Source organism: Spongiibacter tropicus DSM 19543, from assembly GCF_000420325.1.
Lineage (GTDB): Bacteria > Pseudomonadota > Gammaproteobacteria > Pseudomonadales > Spongiibacteraceae > Spongiibacter > Spongiibacter tropicus.
Genome location: NZ_ATUS01000006.1, coordinates 24,278 through 41,605, shown reverse-complemented (window position 1 = coordinate 41,605; position 17,328 = coordinate 24,278). Strand labels below are relative to the sequence as shown.

Annotated in this window: 16 protein-coding genes; 5 read left to right on the top strand and 11 right to left on the bottom strand. The window is 57.4% G+C overall.

Annotated features, from left to right (window positions below; genetic code table 11):
* Positions 1–2 precede the first annotated feature (2 nt).
* The 3 genes from cgtA to rplU form a co-directional block, all read right to left on the bottom strand.
* Positions 3–1,193, bottom strand: coding sequence for an Obg family GTPase CgtA (gene cgtA, locus G411_RS0117840; RefSeq protein ID WP_022960566.1), 1,191 nt, complete (start codon positions 1,191–1,193; stop codon positions 3–5).
* 104 nt (positions 1,194–1,297) lie between these two features.
* Entirely contained in the window at positions 1,298–1,555 is a 258-nt protein-coding gene (rpmA, locus tag G411_RS0117835) for a 50S ribosomal protein L27 (protein ID WP_022960565.1), read from the bottom strand.
* A gap of 18 nt (positions 1,556–1,573) precedes the next feature.
* A complete protein-coding gene (rplU, locus tag G411_RS0117830) occupies positions 1,574–1,885 on the bottom strand; it encodes a 50S ribosomal protein L21 (protein ID WP_022960564.1) in 312 nt (103 codons plus the stop codon).
* A 274-nt stretch (positions 1,886–2,159) separates the two neighbouring features.
* On the opposite strand from rplU, the gene G411_RS0117825 reads away from it, so the two are divergent.
* On the top strand, positions 2,160–3,119 hold the full coding sequence (locus G411_RS0117825; protein ID WP_022960563.1) for a polyprenyl synthetase family protein: 960 nt from the start codon (positions 2,160–2,162) through the stop codon (positions 3,117–3,119).
* Between the two features lie 111 nt (positions 3,120–3,230).
* Positions 3,231–4,868, top strand: a complete 1,638-nt coding sequence (gene pgi, locus G411_RS0117820; RefSeq protein WP_022960562.1) for a glucose-6-phosphate isomerase — start codon at positions 3,231–3,233, stop codon at positions 4,866–4,868.
* A 75-nt stretch (positions 4,869–4,943) separates the two neighbouring features.
* Here pgi and G411_RS0117815 read toward each other — a convergent pair whose 3' ends face one another.
* Both G411_RS0117815 and galU read right to left on the bottom strand, forming a co-directional pair.
* Positions 4,944–6,290 carry a phosphohexomutase domain-containing protein gene (locus tag G411_RS0117815; protein ID WP_022960561.1) on the bottom strand — a complete coding sequence of 449 codons (1,347 nt, stop codon included), beginning with the start codon at positions 6,288–6,290 and terminating at the stop codon, positions 4,944–4,946.
* Positions 6,291–6,297: 7 nt separating this feature from the next.
* Positions 6,298–7,134 (bottom strand): UTP--glucose-1-phosphate uridylyltransferase GalU, encoded by an 837-nt coding sequence (gene galU, locus G411_RS0117810; protein WP_022960560.1) that lies wholly within the window; start codon positions 7,132–7,134, stop codon positions 6,298–6,300.
* 222 nt (positions 7,135–7,356) lie between these two features.
* Between galU and fabA the strand changes: the two genes are divergently transcribed.
* Together fabA and fabB are read left to right on the top strand one after the other, a co-directional pair.
* Entirely contained in the window at positions 7,357–7,881 is a 525-nt protein-coding gene (gene fabA / locus G411_RS0117805; RefSeq protein ID WP_022960559.1) for a bifunctional 3-hydroxydecanoyl-ACP dehydratase/trans-2-decenoyl-ACP isomerase, read from the top strand.
* Positions 7,882–7,939: 58 nt separating this feature from the next.
* Complete coding sequence (gene fabB, locus G411_RS0117800) at positions 7,940–9,163, top strand: beta-ketoacyl-ACP synthase I (protein WP_022960558.1); 1,224 nt, start codon at positions 7,940–7,942, stop codon at positions 9,161–9,163.
* Positions 9,164–9,236: 73 nt separating this feature from the next.
* Here fabB and G411_RS0117795 read toward each other — a convergent pair whose 3' ends face one another.
* The 5 genes from G411_RS0117795 to G411_RS21085 all read right to left on the bottom strand — a co-directional run bounded on the left by G411_RS0117795 (position 9,237) and on the right by G411_RS21085 (position 13,841).
* Complete coding sequence (locus G411_RS0117795; RefSeq protein WP_022960557.1) at positions 9,237–10,445, bottom strand: molybdopterin molybdotransferase MoeA; 1,209 nt, start codon at positions 10,443–10,445, stop codon at positions 9,237–9,239.
* A 1-nt stretch (position 10,446) separates the two neighbouring features.
* Positions 10,447–10,968: a molybdenum cofactor biosynthesis protein B gene (gene moaB, locus G411_RS0117790; RefSeq protein ID WP_022960556.1), complete on the bottom strand. Its 522-nt coding sequence runs from the start codon at positions 10,966–10,968 to the stop codon at positions 10,447–10,449.
* Positions 10,955–11,791 carry a sugar nucleotide-binding protein gene (locus tag G411_RS21705; protein ID WP_022960555.1) on the bottom strand — a complete coding sequence of 279 codons (837 nt, stop codon included), beginning with the start codon at positions 11,789–11,791 and terminating at the stop codon, positions 10,955–10,957. Before G411_RS21705 ends, moaB begins: the two co-directional genes overlap by 14 nt.
* A gap of 87 nt (positions 11,792–11,878) precedes the next feature.
* The gene (gene ssb, locus G411_RS0117780; protein ID WP_022960554.1) at positions 11,879–12,394 is read right to left on the bottom strand and encodes a single-stranded DNA-binding protein; all 516 of its coding nucleotides are present in this window, start codon (positions 12,392–12,394) and stop codon (positions 11,879–11,881) included.
* Positions 12,395–12,473: 79 nt separating this feature from the next.
* Entirely contained in the window at positions 12,474–13,841 is a 1,368-nt protein-coding gene (locus G411_RS21085; protein ID WP_245542399.1) for an MFS transporter, read from the bottom strand.
* Positions 13,842–13,992: 151 nt separating this feature from the next.
* Here G411_RS21085 and uvrA point away from each other — a divergent pair, with 151 nt between their 5' ends.
* Entirely contained in the window at positions 13,993–16,821 is a 2,829-nt protein-coding gene (gene uvrA, locus G411_RS0117770; RefSeq protein WP_022960552.1) for an excinuclease ABC subunit UvrA, read from the top strand.
* Between the two features lie 80 nt (positions 16,822–16,901).
* Here uvrA and rplQ read toward each other — a convergent pair whose 3' ends face one another.
* The gene (gene rplQ, locus G411_RS0117765; protein WP_022960551.1) at positions 16,902–17,291 is read right to left on the bottom strand and encodes a 50S ribosomal protein L17; all 390 of its coding nucleotides are present in this window, start codon (positions 17,289–17,291) and stop codon (positions 16,902–16,904) included.
* Positions 17,292–17,328: the final 37 nt, after the last annotated feature.

The following is a 17,328-nucleotide window of genomic DNA, read 5'->3' as shown; positions in this document are numbered from 1 at the left end:
CCTTAAGGTTGGTACACCACTTCAACATCGAAATCATCGTCATCGCTATCGTCGTCATCGCCACCCAGGCGACGCGCGCGGCGCTCAGCATGCAGCGCCGCAATACGATCGCGCGCCTCCTGCTGCATCGCCTCCTGCAAGCGATTCTCTTCCTCGGCCGCCTCGGGGTCGTCAGCCAATCGCTGCTGCTCCGCCTCGACAAAAGTCAAAATGTCCTGACAAAGGCGCTCGGTATTCGTGGCAGAGATAGCTGCCACCTTATAAACCGGCCCCGCCCAACTGAGATTATCGACCAGCGCCTGACAACGCGCATCGCGCTCTTCTTCAGGCAGCAGGTCCACTTTATTCAGCACCAACCAGCGCTCGCGCCCGGCCAAAATGGGGCTAAAGCGCTCCAGCTCTTCGGCGATAATCTCCACAGCCTCTTCAGGCATACTGCCGTCGTAAGGCGCCATATCGACAATATGCAGCAACAGGCGAGTACGCGTTAAGTGTTTGAGGAAACGAATCCCCAGACCTGCACCCTCGGCCGCCCCTTCGACCAAACCAGGAATATCGGCCACCACAAAGCTCCGGTGCGCCTGAACACGCACCACACCGAGATTTGGCACGAGCGTGGTAAAGGGGTAATCCGCCACCTTGGGCTTGGCCGCCGACACCGCGCGAATGAAGGTCGACTTACCGGCATTGGGCATGCCCAGCAGTCCCACATCTGCCAACACCTTCAGCTCCAGGCGCAAGGTGCGCTGCTCACCGTCGCTGCCGCGAGTAAACTGACGGGGGGCACGATTGGTACTGGACTTGAAGCGGGTATTACCCAGGCCGTGAAAACCGCCCTGAGCCACCTTGAGTTCATCACCTGCCGAGACCAGGTCTCCCAGCACTTCGCGGGTATCCTCGTCGATAATGGTCGTCCCCACTGGCACCACCAACAGCAGATCCTCGCCGCTTTTCCCGCGACAGTTGCCACCGCGCCCCGGCTCGCCCGACTGCGCCTGATAGTGCTTGACGAAGCGATAGTCCACCAGTGTGTTGGCCGCATCGTCAGCACGCAAAATCACGCTGCCGCCATCGCCGCCATCACCGCCATCAGGGCCGCCTTTGGGGATGTATTTTTCACGGCGAAAACTCAGGCACCCGTTGCCTCCGCGCCCCGCGGCGACGCGGATAACCGCTTCATCGACAAATTTCATAACCGCTTGACCTCAGTGAGCGCCTGAAAACGCCATTAACGCTGTGTACAGAAACAAAAAAGCCCCGTCAACCGACAGGGCTTTGCGAACCGGAAGACCGACAATCAGGCAGCGACGATGCTGACGTATTTGCGGTTTTTCGGGCCCTTCACTTCGAACTTCACTACGCCGTCGGCTTTCGCGAACAGGGTGTGGTCGGTGCCACAACCTACGTTCTCACCCGCGTGGAATTTGGTGCCGCGCTGGCGAACGATGATGCTGCCCGCGCTAACTTGCTGACCGCCGTAGCGCTTGACGCCAAGGCGTTTACTTTCGGAATCGCGCCCGTTACGGGTACTACCACCAGCTTTCTTGTGAGCCATGAGTTTCTCCTCGAATCCTTAGCCGCTGATACCAGTGATTTTCACTTCGGTGAACCACTGGCGGTGACCGGCCTGTTTCATGCTGTGCTTGCGACGGCGAAACTTAACAATTTTCACCTTGTCGTGACGGCCCTGAGAAACAACCTCTGCAGTCACTTTGCCACCCTCAACGTAGGGGGCACCAATTTTCAGTTCTTCGCCACTCTTAACCATGAGCACCTTGTCGAAGGTAACGGTTTCACCAGTAGCGACTTCAATTTTTTCCAGCTTGAGGGTTTCACCCTCAACAACGCGGTGTTGCTTACCACCACTTTCAATAACTGCGTACATGAGCATTTTCTCCAAGAGCCTGCTTGCAATGCATTTGTGTGTTTGGCCACCAACTGACGCTGGCGGGACAAGTCCAGGCACCGAAACCACCGAAGCCGTTGTTGCAAGTTGTTGCAAACAGCTACCGCAGCCGGTTTTGCTTTCAGGGGCGCGAATTTTACTGAGGATGCGCCACAAACACAAGGCCTTTATCCCTTAATGGGCCAGCGGCTTGACAGGCTCCGCCCCCAACCCTACGATGCCAGCCGATTCCACCGCCTCAAGTCCAGAATTCATGCAGCACATCCGCCAGGTCGTCGACGGTGAGTTTGCGTCGGTCAACGACTTCATCGTCGAGCAATTGCACTCCAGAGTTACTCTGGTTGAAAACATCGGCCACTATATTATCGAGGCGGGCGGCAAGCGCCTGCGCCCATTGCTCAGCCTGCTGAGTGCGGGGTCACTGGGCGAGATCCGGCACGACCATATCCGCCTCGCGGCGGTTATCGAGTTCATTCATACCGCTACGCTGCTGCACGACGATGTTGTCGACCTGTCCGCCTTGCGCCGGGGACGCCCCACCGCGAATGCCGAGTTCGGCAACGCCCCCAGCGTACTGGTTGGCGACTTCCTTTATTCACGTGCATTTCAGGTACTGGTCGCCATTGGCAATATGCCGTTGATGGCGCTGCTGTCGGATACCACCAATACCGTGGCCGAAGGCGAAGTCCTGCAGCTCAGCCGAGCGGGCAATGCCGACACCGACGAAGCCACCTACTTCCAGGTGATCCACAGCAAAACTGCCGTACTTTTCGCAGCCGCTTGCGCCGGATCCGCCCTGCTTTCCGATTCCGACGAACAGCGACAAGCCCTTTACGATTACGGATTGAATCTGGGCATTGCCTTCCAGGTTGTGGACGACATTCTCGACTATGAAGGCGATCCCGCGGAAACCGGCAAAAACGTTGGCGACGACCTGGCCGAAGGCAAACCGACACTACCGCTGATTTACGTGCTGAATAACGGCTCTGCCGAACAGCGGAAATTGGTCGAAAACGCTATCTCCAATAAGTCTGCCGAGCAGCTCAACGACATTGTCGCCCTTGTTCAAGGCAGCGGCGCGCTGGATTATTGCCGAGAGCGTGCACGCCACTACAGCGACCTCGCCAAGACAGCGCTAAGCAAACTCCCCCCCTCTGAGTACCGCGACGCCATGGCAGCCCTTATCGACCTCGCACTGGAGCGCCGAAGCTAAAAGCTGCCGCCACGATCACAGAACGGTACACATTTTGCGTTATGCTTGGCGCGGCATTGTTCTGCCAAGCCAAACGCAGCACCTGCCCAAGGACGAATCAGGAGAGGACACGTGGTATCTAACTTGCCGAACGGCAACCAGCAAAACGTGGTATGGCAAGCCCTTGCCGAACTGCAGAAAACACAAGCATCGATCCCGCTGAGCCAACGCTTCGCCGACGATAAAGATCGCGCCAAGCGATTTAGCCAGGAACTCGGCCCGCTGTTTATCGACTTCAGCAAGCAGCACCTCAGCGACGAAATCATGCGAACACTGCAGGCCCTGGCGTCCGCACAGGGGCTCAGCGAAAAGCTGACAGCAATGCACCAAAACGAGGCAGCGAACAATACCGAGGGTCGCAGCGCCAATTACCGCTCACTGCGGGGCTGGGCAGGCGAAGCCGCCTGCGATGACCCCGCGATCGACACCATGTACCGCCACATGGAACAACTGGCAGAGGGACTGCGCAGCGGAGAAACCAAGAGCGCGACAGGCGCGTCGTTTACACATATTGTCAATATCGGCATTGGCGGCTCGGATTTTGGCCCGCGCCTGTTTACAGAAGCCTTGCAGGAACACTGTAAAAGCGCCTTCAGCGTCCACTTTCTCGCCAATATCGACCCGAGCTGCGCCGCACAACTTCTCGCCACCCTGCCACCCGAGAGCACCCTGTTTATCATCGCTTCCAAGTCCTTCGGCACACAGGAAACGCTCGCCAATGCAGCCGCAGCCAGAGAATGGCTGCAACAAGCTCTGCCCGGCAAAGAGATTCATGATCACTTTATTGCCGTTACCTCAAAACCCGCCTCCGCCTCCGCACTGGACGTTCCTCAGGAGCGCATTCTGTCGGTTCCAGAGTGGGTCGGCGGGCGCTTTTCTGTCTGGTCGGGGTTTGGCCTGGCCGTCGCCGCAAACTATGGATGGGCAACATTCTGCGACATTCTTCGTGGCGGCTTCGAGGTCGACGAACACGTGGCAAACAGCCCGATGGACGCCAATATACCCGCCACCCTCGCCCTACTGGACGTCTGGTATCGGGACTACTGGGGCTTCAGCTCACAAACTGTTTTACCCTACTGCCATCGCCTGAAAGAGCTTCCGGACTACCTGCAACAACTGTTCATGGAAAGCGCAGGAAAATCCGTTGACCGCGAGGGCCACGACATTCAGCGCCCCAGTGGAGGCGTAATCTGGGGAAGTGAAGGCACCAACGGGCAACACTCCTTCCATCAGCTATTACATCAGGGCAGCGACGTTATTCCCTGCGACTTTATCGCGGTTCTGCAGACCGAGCAGCCTCTTGCGGAACAACAGCAGGCCTTACTGGCAAACTGCTTCGCGCAAAGTCTGGCACTGATGAACGGCAAAAGTGCAGCGGCAATTGAGCGGGAACTGATTGCCGCCGGAGAAGAGTCAAATACCGCCGCGGAACTGGCTCGCCACAAAGCCATGCCCGGCAACCGACCCAGCACAACCATTCTCATAGACTCTCTTACACCTCGCGCACTGGGCGCACTGGTAGCGCTGTACGAATATCGCCTGATCTGTGCCAGCTTCTTGTGGAATATCAACCCCTTCGACCAGTGGGGCGTCGAGCTTGGCAAAGAGATCAGTCGCCAGCTACTAGGAGCCTTGAACGGTGAATCGAGCGGCGAACTGGACAGCTCAACCGAGCAACTGCTTGCGCGCGCGCGCCGTGCCCTGAAGTAACGCCCACGCCGACCTCAAATAAAAAGCCGGCAGCGCCTTCACGCTGCCGGCTTTTTATTTACAACTTCGACAGACTCAGAGTTGCGCCAGCAGCTCTTCGGTCTTGCCCTGCATCAAGCCCACATCACCGTCGCTTTCCACATTGAGCCGAACCACAGGCTCGGTGTTGGACATACGCACATTGAAACGCCAGCCATCAAAACTCATGCTGAGCCCGTCGGTATGATCCACGGCAATTGCGGCATCGGCGTAACGCGCCTCAATAGCCGCAATGCTGGTCTTGGCGTCACTCACCTCACGGTTGATCTCACCGCTACATGGGAACTTGGCTACGCGCTCCTCCACCAGTGAAGACAGCGATGCCGATTTCACCGACATCAATTGCGTAACCAGCAGCCAGGGGATCATGCCACTGTCGCAGTAAGCAAAGTCGCGGAAGTAATGGTGGGCACTCATCTCGCCACCGTACACCGCATTTTCCTTGCGCATACGCTCTTTGATGAAGGCGTGGCCCGTTTTGCTCTGCACCGCCTCGCCACCGCTGGCCTGCACGATATCAATGGTGTTCCACGTCAGGCGAGGGTCGTGAACGACCTTCTCTCCGGGAGAGTTCAACAGGAAGGTTTCTGCCAGCAGACCCACCACATAGTAGCCTTCGATAAAATCGCCAGTCTCGTCAAAGAAGAAACAGCGGTCGAAGTCACCATCCCAAGCGATCCCCACGTCGGCACTATTGGCTTTAATTGCATCGATCGTTGGCTGGCGGTTTTCCACCAACAGGGGATTGGGAACACCGTTAGGGAAGTTGCCATCCGCCTCATGATGGACACGAATAAATTCGAAAGGCAGATGCGGTTCGAGCAAATCAACAACACGCCCCGCCCCGCCATTACCGGCGTTAACCACAATCTTCAGGGGCTTCAGCGACGACACATCCACATAGCCGAGCAAATGTTCAACGTAGGCCGCACTGGTATCCAACGCTTCCAGCTTACCGCGCTCAGCAGCCGGCGCCGCAAACGTATTGCGCTCGGCCAGTGCTTTGATATCCAGCAGACCCGTATCACCACTAATGGGCTTGGAGCCCTCGCGCACGAATTTCATGCCATTGTAGTCTTTGGGGTTGTGGCTCGCAGTAACAGCAATGCCGCCATCCATGTCGGCGTGGGACGTCGCGAAGTAAATTTCCTCGGTCCCGCAAAGGCCGATATCATAAACATCTACCCCCGCGTCACGCAGACCGTCACTCAGCGCGCCTTTGATGGCTTCACTGCTAAGGCGAATATCGTGCCCCACTACGACCTTTTTCGGCTGAATCACCTCCGCGAAGGCGCGACCGATACGGTATGCAATGTCTTCATTCAACTGGTCGGGAATACGCCCACGCACATCGTAGGCTTTAAAACAGCTTAATTCCTGCATAAGTACCTCAGCCCTGACCGTCTTCGTAAACATTCTCGTAAACGTAGTTAGTGGCCTCGATAAAGCCAGGCACACTGCCACAGTCAAAGCGGCGTCCGCGGAATTTGTAAGCCAGCACACAACCGTTCTGCGCCTGCGTCATCAGGGCATCGGTGAGCTGAATTTCTCCATTTTTACCGGGGGGCGTGTCACGAATAATGTCAAAAATATCCGGGGTCAGAATATAGCGACCAATCACCGCCAAATTACTCGGCGCATCTTCCGGCTTGGGCTTCTCAACCATGTCTTTCACTCGGAACAGACCATTCCCCATGTCATCGCCGGCAATGACACCGTACTTTTCGATGTTCTCCATCGGGACTTCCTGAATGGCGACAATGCTGCAGCGAAACTGGTTGTAGAGCTTCACCATTTGCGTCATGACACCGTCGTCGCCGGGGTTCACACACAAGTCGTCAGACAGGATTACGCCGAAGGCCTCGTTACCGACGAGACACTCGCCCGTCAAAATGGCATGCCCCAAGCCCTTCATCTCGCGCTGGCGGGTCATCATGAACGTGCCCTCACTCAACACCTTGCGGATGCTGGTCAGGTAGGACTCTTTGCTGGTGCCGGCAATCTGGTTTTCCAGTTCGAAGCTAATATCAAAATGATCAGCAATTGCCCGTTTGCCACGCCCGGTTACCAACGCGATTTGGTTCAGCCCAGCTTCAATAGATTCTTCAACCCCGTACTGCACCAACGGCTTGTTCACGATCGGCAGCATTTCTTTGGGCATTGATTTTGTAGCTGGCAAGAAGCGGGTGCCATAGCCGGCAACCGGGAAGAGGCATTTTCTAATCATAGTCAATCCTGTTGTTGTGATAAGCGACTCAATCCATAGTGAGCCCCACGCGTGAATTCTCCCAGCACAACTGGGAATGCGCAATCGCCGCACAGTCTAATGTGCGCGGCTTACCAATTTGTGACAGCAATCTTTGGGCCAATGTTGACATTTTTGTGTGCTCGAACGGGCCTTATGCTACTATGCGCGCAACTGTTTTCTCACTGAAAAGTCTTATTTCTCATGTCTCTTACCCATAAAAACAGCTTTACCAAAGAAGAACTCATCGACTGCGGACACGGCCGCCTTTTCGGCCCCGGCAACCCGCGACTGCCCGTCGACAACATGCTGATGCTAGACCGCATCACCCATATCAGCGGCGAGGGCGGCGAGTACGGCAAGGGTCAGCTGGTGGCCGAACTGGATATCCATCCGGACCTCTGGTTCTTCGACTGCCACTTTATCGATGACCCCGTTATGCCCGGCTGCCTCGGCCTGGATGCCATGTGGCAGCTGGTCGGTTTTTTTCTCGGCTGGCGTGGCAATGGCGGCAAGGGGCGCGCACTCGGCGCGGGTGAAATCAAGTTCACCGGACAAATTCTTCCGGATACCAAGCTGGTCACTTACACTTTGAACTTTAAGCGCCTGATCGAGCGTAAGCTGGTCATGGGTATCGCCGATGGCGAAGTCGCTGTCGACGGCAAAGTGATCTACACCGCCAAGGATCTGCGGGTTGGCCTGTTCAAGGACGACGCCAACTTCGCCTGAGTCGCAGGCCGCAGTACAACACTCATAGAACTGAACACAGGACAATAACGAGGTAAACATGAAACGTGTTGTTGTAACCGGGATGGGTATCGTCTCCAGCATCGGCAATGATATCAGCCAGGCCCTCTCGTCACTGCAAAACGGCAGCTCCGGTATTCGCGCCAACGAGACCTATAAGGAAATGGGCTTTCGCAGCCAGATCTCTGGCTCGATTCGCGACCTGGACCTGAAAGAGCATATCGACCGCAAACAACTGCGCTTTATGGGCGACGCGGCAGCCTTCGCCTATGTCGCCATGCAAGAAGCCATCAGTGATGCCGGGCTGGAAGAGAAAGACCTCGATAATGAGCGCACCGGCATTATCGCTGGCAGCGGCGGCGCCTCATCGGCCAACCTGATTGAATCCGCCGATATCGTCCGCGAACGCGGCGTAAAACGCGTCGGCCCCTACCGTGTTACCCAAACCATGGGCAGTACCGTTTCCGCCTGCTTGGCAACACCGTTCAAGATCAAAGGGGTCAACTACTCGATTTCTTCCGCCTGCGCCACCAGCGCACACTGTATCGGCAATGCCGCTGAGCTGATCCAGCTTGGCAAGCAAGACATTATCTTCGCCGGGGGTGGCGAAGAGGAACACTGGACACTGAGCTGCCTGTTCGACGCCATGGGCGCCCTGTCGACCAAGTACAATGACTCGCCGGAACAAGCCTCCCGGCCCTACGACGCCAATCGCGATGGTTTTGTCATCGCCGGCGGTGCGGGCATGGTCGTTCTGGAAGAGCTGGAACACGCCAAGGCCCGCGGTGCAAAAATTTACGGCGAACTGGTCGGCTACGGCGCCACCTCAGACGGCTATGATATGGTCGCGCCGAGCGGCGAGGGCGCAGCACGCTGCATGCGCTTAGCTCTGCAAGGCGTTAACAGCGATGTTGACTACATCAACTCCCACGGCACCTCGACCCCCGCAGGCGACATGCAGGAGCTGAAAGCCATTAAGCAAGCCTATGGCGAGCAGCCTATTCCGGTTATCGGTTCAACCAAGTCGCTAGCCGGGCACTCTCTGGGCGCAACAGGTGTCCAAGAAGCCATCTTCTCGCTGCTGATGATGCAACACAATTTCATTGCCGCCTCAGCAAATATTGAGGAGCTGGACAGCGAGGCTGCCGGAATCCCCATTGCCACTGAGAAGCGCGAGAATGTGCAGCTCAATACCGTCATGTCGAACAGCTTTGGCTTTGGCGGCACCAATGCCAGCCTGGTGTTCAAACGCTACACAGACTGACCGCAAGGCAGAGAAACAAAAAGCCCGCTACTTAGCGGGCTTTTTTTGTGCACGATCATTCGAGCAACGCTGACTACTCCACCCCGAGTTCTGCGAAGGGAATATAGTCGACCCGATCGCCCCGACTTAGCGTCGTACCGATAGGTATTATCGCCAGCGCATTGCTGTAGGCCACCGACGTCAGCGCGCCAGAGCTCTGTTGAGGAAACAGGCTGAGACGAGGACTGCCGTCCCGCTCCGATACCGTCACACGCAGGTATTCCTGACGGCTGCCGGCCTTCGGCCAGTCAAAGTCTGCCTCGGCAATACGCGTTTGCGGCAGGGGGGAAGCATAGCCCTGCATCGCCAGCAAATAGGGGCGAACCAGTAGACAGAAGGTGACGAAGCTGGATACCGGGTTGCCCGGCAAACCGAAAAACGGCACACCGTGAATATCGCCATAGGCCAGTGGCTTACCGGGTTTGATGGCCAGCCGCCAGACTTTCAGCGCGCCGAGCTTTTCGACCTGCGCCTTCACATGGTCTTCTTCGCCCACGGAGACACCACCGGTACTCAGCACCAGATCCGCATCGCGGGCCGCGCTCGTCAGCGCACTGGCCGTTGCCTCAGCACTGTCTGCGACCAGCCCCATATCCCGGACCTCGCAGCCCATTGATCGCAGCAACGAGGACAGCATCGGGCGATTACTGTTGTAGATTTGCCCGGCAGCCAGCGGCTCACCGGGAGATCGCAACTCATCGCCAGTCGACAGCAGCGCGACGCGAATCGGTCGCGACACTCGACACTCAGCAATACCCACCGATGCCAACAGCCCCACATCGACAGAGCTTAGACGCTTGCCCGCCGAGAGGAGCGACTGCCCGCGGCGAATATCTTGGCCCCTGGGGCGAATATGCTGGGCAGCCACAGGGCGGAGGTCGGTACAAAGCTGCTCATCCTCCAGCCAGCAATCCTCTTGAGCCAACACACAGTCTGCCCCCGGAGGAATCACCGCGCCAGTGAAGATACGTGCCGCGGTGCCCGGCATCAGCGCCTCCGGGGCGGCGCCGGCAGGAACGCGCTGACTGACAGGCAGCGGACGACCGTCGAGCAGGTCCGCCCGCCGCACGGCATATCCGTCCATGGCACTATTGTCATGAGGAGGAACGTCCAAGGGGGCAGGGATATCTTCACGCAGAATGCGCCCGGCCGCCTCGGCAATCGAGCAAGGCTCCGTCGAGAGCAGTGACGCATCGCTCAGCAACCGCTGCTGAACGGTGCCGACATCCTCCAGTAGTGCCATACTAATTGTGCGCCCGGGTATTCAGTACCCCGACAAAGTTGCAGGGCCGGTGGCGGCTGTCGAGCTGCTCGCGGATCAGCGATGTCCAGGCTGTGCGACAAGCGCCGGTAGAGCCTGGCATACAGAAAATGACCGTATTGTTGGCAAACCCAGCCAGCGCACGCGACTGTAGGGTTGAGGAGCCAATCTCGGTGTAGGAGACTGCGCGAAAGACTTCACCAAAGCCCTCAATCTGCTTGTCAAACAGTACCGAAACAGCCTCAGGGGTGGAATCCCGCCCGGAAAATCCGGTGCCACCGGTAACCAGCACAGCGTCAACCTGCGGGCTAGCGATCCAGGCCGAGATAACCGCGCGTATCTGGTAGATATCATCTTTGACGATCTGCTTATCAGTCAGGGTATGCCCTGCTTCCTGCAATGACTCGACCAGATAGGCGCCCGAGCTGTCGCTCGACTCGTCGCGGGTATCCGACACCGTCAACACGGCGAGCTTCAGGGGTATCAAGATATCAGAGGCACTCATTCGACGCGTCCTCACAAAGACTTTTTATTAATTTGGGCAGCCATGCCCGCCACGGCAACTGCTTGATACCAAAATTTCTCAGCAGGCGTTCACACTGCAACACCGGCAATTCAGCGGGCCAGTCCCAGCCGCGCGGATCCTCGACAATGTCGGGGGCATTGGCCAGGTACTGACTGGCGTGGGCATAGGCGATTTCAGCAAAGGCGTAGGCGCTGCAACTGCCACTGCTCTGGTAATGGTAAATTCCGCGACAGGGCGCACCGCAGGTTAACTGGTCGACCATGGCAGACAATACGCGCGCCAGATCACTGACCGGCGTAGGACAGCTCTGTCCTGCATTGCGCAAGCCGACAACCTCGCCGGCCATCAGGCTCTCGAGTAAAGCGGCCAGAAAATTCTCTCCCGAAGAAGCGATCAACGGGCCTGCTCGCAAGACCAGTGACTGGCAGGGGGCCGACAACAGCCCCTCTTCCATCTCTGCCAGTCGCTGAGCCTCAACGGTCATGGCTGCGGGGGTTACATTTTCGGTCAGCGCTGTGTCGGCATCCAAGCCCTCCAGCACCCGGGCATCGCTGAGCGCGATATAGCATTGCAACCGCGACGCCAGCAATGACAGGAGATTCTTCTGAACCAGCGGCAGACTGGGGCCAACCGCCTCACCGGGTATCAACAGAGCATTGATAAGGATGGCGCCATCGGCCAACGCCGGGTCGGCGAGCAGCTCATCGGCGGAGAGCCGCTTCAGCGCTCTCCCCCGTGAACTCAGTTGACTATCCAGCGCAGTGGCGAGCGTGCGATCTTCGCACAACAACAGAACGCTCACTTAACACCCTCGTGTAAACGGAAGAAGCGATTCTCGTAGGCGACCGCTAAGCACTACGCACAGAGAAAGGCTATGCGTAAACATGAATTAAAACGGGATGTCGTCGTCGAAATCGTCAAAGCCACCGGCCGGCGGCTGTGCTGCAGGCGCCTGCTGAGGTGCTGGGCGCTGTTGAGCCTGCGGAGGTGCCTGACGGCGTTGCTGCTGTGGAGCCGGCGCCTGATTATAACTGTCATCGCCATAGCCGCCGCCCATACCACCGCCACCGCGGCTGTCGAGCATTTGCATCTCGGCCGCAACGATCTCGGTGGTATAACGATCCTGGCCACTTTGATCCTGCCATTTGCGGGTGCGCAGCGAGCCTTCCACGTAAACCTTGGAACCTTTCTTCAGGTATTCACCCGCGATCTCAGCCAAACGGTTGAAAAACACCACGCGGTGCCACTCGGTACGCTCCTGGGGCTGACCGGTCTGCTTGTCCTTCCAGCTTTCACTGGTAGCAAGCGTAACGTTGGTGACCGCGCCACCCGAGGGCATGTATCGGGTTTCGGGGTCCTGCCCCAGATTTCCGACCAAGATTACTTTGTTTATCCCACGCGCCATGCGCTGTCTCCTGTTATTTGTCTGCTGTTCAAGCCCTGCGACGAAAACTCACTATACCGGATAGAGGCCGAAGGCGTCATTACTCGTGCACGTCGATTCCGGCTGGCAAGAGCTTGGTATCGAAGCCCTGTTCAACGCGCAAATAGGCTTGCGACTGCAGTTCGAAAACCGTCATATCCATGGCTCCGGGTAAAGCGAGAACTTCACTTTTGAGTCGATCCGCCGTCCACTCCCCGCTGTGCCAGCGCAAGCTCAGGCTGATATTACGCGCAGGCAGCGCCATGTGTCGGGTGCATAACAACCAGACCACCGCCGCCAGCGCCGCCGCAAGAAAGACCGCTGCTTCGCCCCAGTGGCCCAGCAGCCAACCGCCCAGTGCACCGCCACAAAAAGCCCCGAGGAATTGAAAGCTGGCAAAAACCCCCATCGCCGTACCCTTACCTCCGGCATAAGCAATGCGACTCAGCAAGGCAGGCAGCGAGGCCTCGAGGTAGTTGAACCCCGTGAAGAATATCAACAGGACAACCGTGACCGTCAGCAGCGTTGTCGGCATGACGGCCGCCGCCAGCTCAATCAGAATCAGTAAGATGATGGCGATACGCAGCATGCGGGTATGCCATTGGCGCGTCTCTGCCAGAATAATGCCCGGCACCATTAATACAAAGGCACCAGCCATCACGGGGAGATACATATACCAGTGATGCTCGGGAACCATGCCGAGGTCCTGCAGCCTGCCGGGGATAATCAGAAACAGCGCCATCATGGCGGCATGCAGTACAAACACCCCGATGTTCAACCGCATCAGGTCCGGCGTCTGCAAGCACCTTATCAGCATACCCGCCAGGGGCTGGCTTCTCGGATCACGCAACTGCACCTGCGGCGACGGGATCAGCGTCAAGGTGATCACCACACCAACCCCGGCGAGCGCAGCCGTAACCAAAAACAATCCGGAAATTCCCGCTACCGAAGCGATTCCGGGACCAATGACCATCGCTATCCCGAACGAGACACCGATACTCATGCCGATTACCGCCATCGCCTTGCTGCGATGCTGCTCTCGGGTCAAGTCGGCAACAGTCGCGGTGAGGGTACTGGCAATAGCTCCAGCTCCCTGCAACAAGCGCCCCAGGATCACAGTAAAAATTGACTCCGCCGACGCTGCCAGCAGACCGCCGGCGGCAAACAGCAGCAAGCCACCGATGATGACCGGCTTGCGACCGACACGGTCAGACAGCATACCCAACGGGATTTGTAGCAGCGCCTGCCCCAGACCATAGATCCCGAGCGCCAAGCCAACCAGCACCGGCGTACTCAAGGCGTAGTCAGCGGCGTACAGCGGCAATACGGGCAGCAGCATAAACAAGCCCAGCATGCGGAATACATACAGACAGGCCAAGGCGGCAACAGCACGACGCTCAAGCGCAGACATCGACGAAGGGGGATTCAAAAGTGGAGTTGTCCTGAATCGAGAAGTTAATCCGGCCCGTAGTCTATCAGTTCAGGACGGGCTAAAAAACCGTAGCAATAAGCCGCTTTGGACTTTGCGCCCCCTTCAAACAGGCCCGTATAATGGGCCGTTTATCCAGACGGGATTATCAATGGATCGGATTATCGTTCGCGGGGCTCGCACCCACAATCTGAAAAACATCGACCTGGAAATCCCCCGCGACAAACTGGTGGTCATCACCGGCTTATCCGGCTCGGGAAAATCTTCGCTCGCCTTCGATACGCTATACGCAGAAGGCCAGCGGCGCTATGTGGAATCCCTGTCGACCTACGCCAGGCAGTTTCTGTCAATGATGGAAAAGCCGGATGTCGACCATATCGACGGGCTCTCGCCAGCTATTTCCATTGAGCAGAAGTCGACGTCACACAACCCGCGCTCTACCGTCGGAACGATTACCGAGATATACGACTACCTCCGACTGCTCTTCGCACGTGTTGGCGAGCCGCGCTGCCCAGACCACGACGCGCCACTCGCCGCCCAAACCGTCAGCCAAATGGTCGACACAGTTCTGGCACAACCGGAAGGCAGCAAGCTGATGCTGCTCGCCCCCGTCATAAAAAATCGCAAAGGCGAACATCTCCACGTGCTCGACAAACTGCGCAGCCAGGGCTTCGTCAGGGCGCGCATAGACAGCATTGTCGTAGACCTGGACGACGCGCCAGAGCTGGACAAAAAGAAGAAGCACAGCATCGACGTGGTCGTCGACCGCTTCAAGGTAAGAGATGATCTCGCCCAACGACTGGCTGAGTCCTTCGAAACGGCGCTTGAGCTAAGCGACGGCATCGCCAGCATTGCCGACATGGATGCACCCGACGCTCCCGAACTGAACTTTTCTGCCAAGTTTGCCTGCCCTCACTGTGGCTACAGCCTCAGCGAGCTCGAACCGCGACTGTTCTCCTTTAACAGCCCCCAAGGCGCCTGCGGCAGCTGCGACGGGCTCGGCATCCGCCAGTATTTCGATGAAGCAATGATCGTCCAGCACCCCGAGGCCAGCCTGTCTACTGGTGCGATCCGCGGCTGGGATCGCCGCAGCGTTTACTATTTTCACATGCTGCAATCGCTTGCCGATCACTACGGCTTCGACATTGACGCCCCCTTCGAAGAACTGTCAAAAGCGCATCAGAAAGCCATTCTTCACGGCAGCGGTGACGAAGAAATCAGTTTCACCTACATCAATGACAGGGGCGACAGCTTCCAAAGAAAGCATCGCTTTGAGGGCGTCATCCCCAACATGGAACGGCGCTACCGCGATACCGAGTCCCAGACGGTGCGCGAAGAACTCGCCAAGTATCTCAGCACCCACTCCTGCCCTGACTGCAAGGGGACTCGCCTGCGCCGCGAAGCGCGGCATGTGTTCATCGACGACAACACGCTGCCAGATATTACGGAAATGCCGGTCGGCAAAGCACAGCAATATTTCAGCGAGCTGGCACTGACAGGTCGCCGCGCACAGATCGCTGAAAAAATTCTCAAGGAAATTAATGATCGCCTGCGCTTCCTCGTCGACGTTGGCCTCAACTATCTCAGCCTCAGCCGCAGTGCCGACACACTGTCCGGCGGCGAAGCGCAACGCATCCGTCTCGCCAGCCAAATTGGCGCCGGACTGGTCGGCGTGATGTACATTCTCGACGAACCCTCCATAGGGCTGCATCAACGCGATAACGAGCGACTGCTCAATACGCTCCGTCACCTTCGGGATATCGGCAATACGGTGATTGTGGTGGAACACGACGAGGATGCAATTCGCACAGCCGACCACATTATCGACATCGGCCCACGCGCCGGTGTCCACGGCGGCCAGGTTGTCGCCGAGGGCGACCTCGACGCCATTCTCAACAACAAAAACTCTCTCACCGGAGACTACCTCAGCGGGCGTCGCGCCATCGCTCTCCCGGAGCAACGCCACCAGCCGGATCCGAAGCGCTACCTTCACCTGGAAGGCGCAATCGGTAATAACCTGCAAGACGTGAACCTGAACATCCCGCTCGGATTGATGACCTGCATTACCGGCGTCTCCGGCTCCGGAAAGTCGACACTGATCAACCACACCCTCTACCCAATAGCCGCTACCACGCTGAACGGCGCGACAACGCTCAAACCCGCCCCCTATGCAGATATCCGGGGCCTGGAGCTCGTCGACAAGTGCATCGACATTGACCAAAGCCCTATTGGCAGAACGCCTCGCTCCAATCCAGCAACCTATACAGGGATCTTCACGCCCATCCGTGAACTGTTCGCCGGCACACAGGAAGCCCGCTCCCGCGGTTACAAAGTGGGACGCTTCAGCTTTAACGTGAAGGGCGGTCGCTGCGAAGCCTGTCAGGGAGACGGCGTCACCAAAGTGGAAATGCACTTCTTGCCAGATATCTATGTGGCTTGCGAAATCTGTCAGGGCAAACGCTATAACCGGGAAACACTGGACATTCTGTACAAGGGAAAAAATATTCACGAAGTACTGGAAATGACAGTGGAGGATGCCAATAGCTTCTTCGAGAATGTCCCAGCCATCGCCAAAAAACTGCAAACATTAATGGATGTTGGTCTGAGCTATATTCGGTTAGGCCAAGCCGCCACCACCCTGTCCGGGGGCGAAGCCCAGCGGGTCAAACTCGCCAAAGAACTGTCGAAGCGAGACACCGGAAAAACCCTTTATATTTTGGACGAGCCGACCACCGGCCTGCATTTTGAAGACATTCAGCTATTGCTTAGCGTTCTTCACCGGCTGCGCGATCACGGCAACACCGTCGTTGTCATTGAACACAACCTGGACGTGATCAAAACCGCAGACTGGCTGATCGACCTCGGCCCCGAAGGCGGCAGTGGCGGCGGACAAATCATTGCCGAAGGGACCCCCGAACACGTCGCCGAACAAGCTCAGTCACATACCGGACAATTTCTCAAACCGCTGCTGCAGCGCTAAACAAGCGCTCAACTCCACAACGAAAACGCAGACGAAAAAAAAGCCGGCAATGCCGGCTTTTTTATAGACGCGAAGAGTACTTACTCTTCGTCGTCCTCCACCTCGTCAGCAACCGGGCGGTCAACCAGTTCAACATAGGCCATAGGCGCTTTGTCACCAGTACGCAGCCCGCACTTCATGATGCGGATGTAACCGCCGGGACGCGCCGCGTAACGGGGACCCAGTTCGTTGAACAGCTTACCAACAGCTTCGTCGCTACGCAGACGGGCAAAGGCCAGACGGCGGTTGGCAACACTGTCAGTTTTAGCCAAAGTAATGAGGGGCTCCGCGTGGCGGCGCAACTCTTTGGCTTTTGGCAGAGTCGTTTTGATCAGTTCGTGCTCTACCAATGAAGCCGTCATGTTGCGAAACATCGCTTTGCGATGCGAGCTGTTGCGGTTCAGTTGACGTCCGCTATGACGATGACGCATGGCTTTTTCCTTTAATAAACGTTGCTATCTCAGCAAA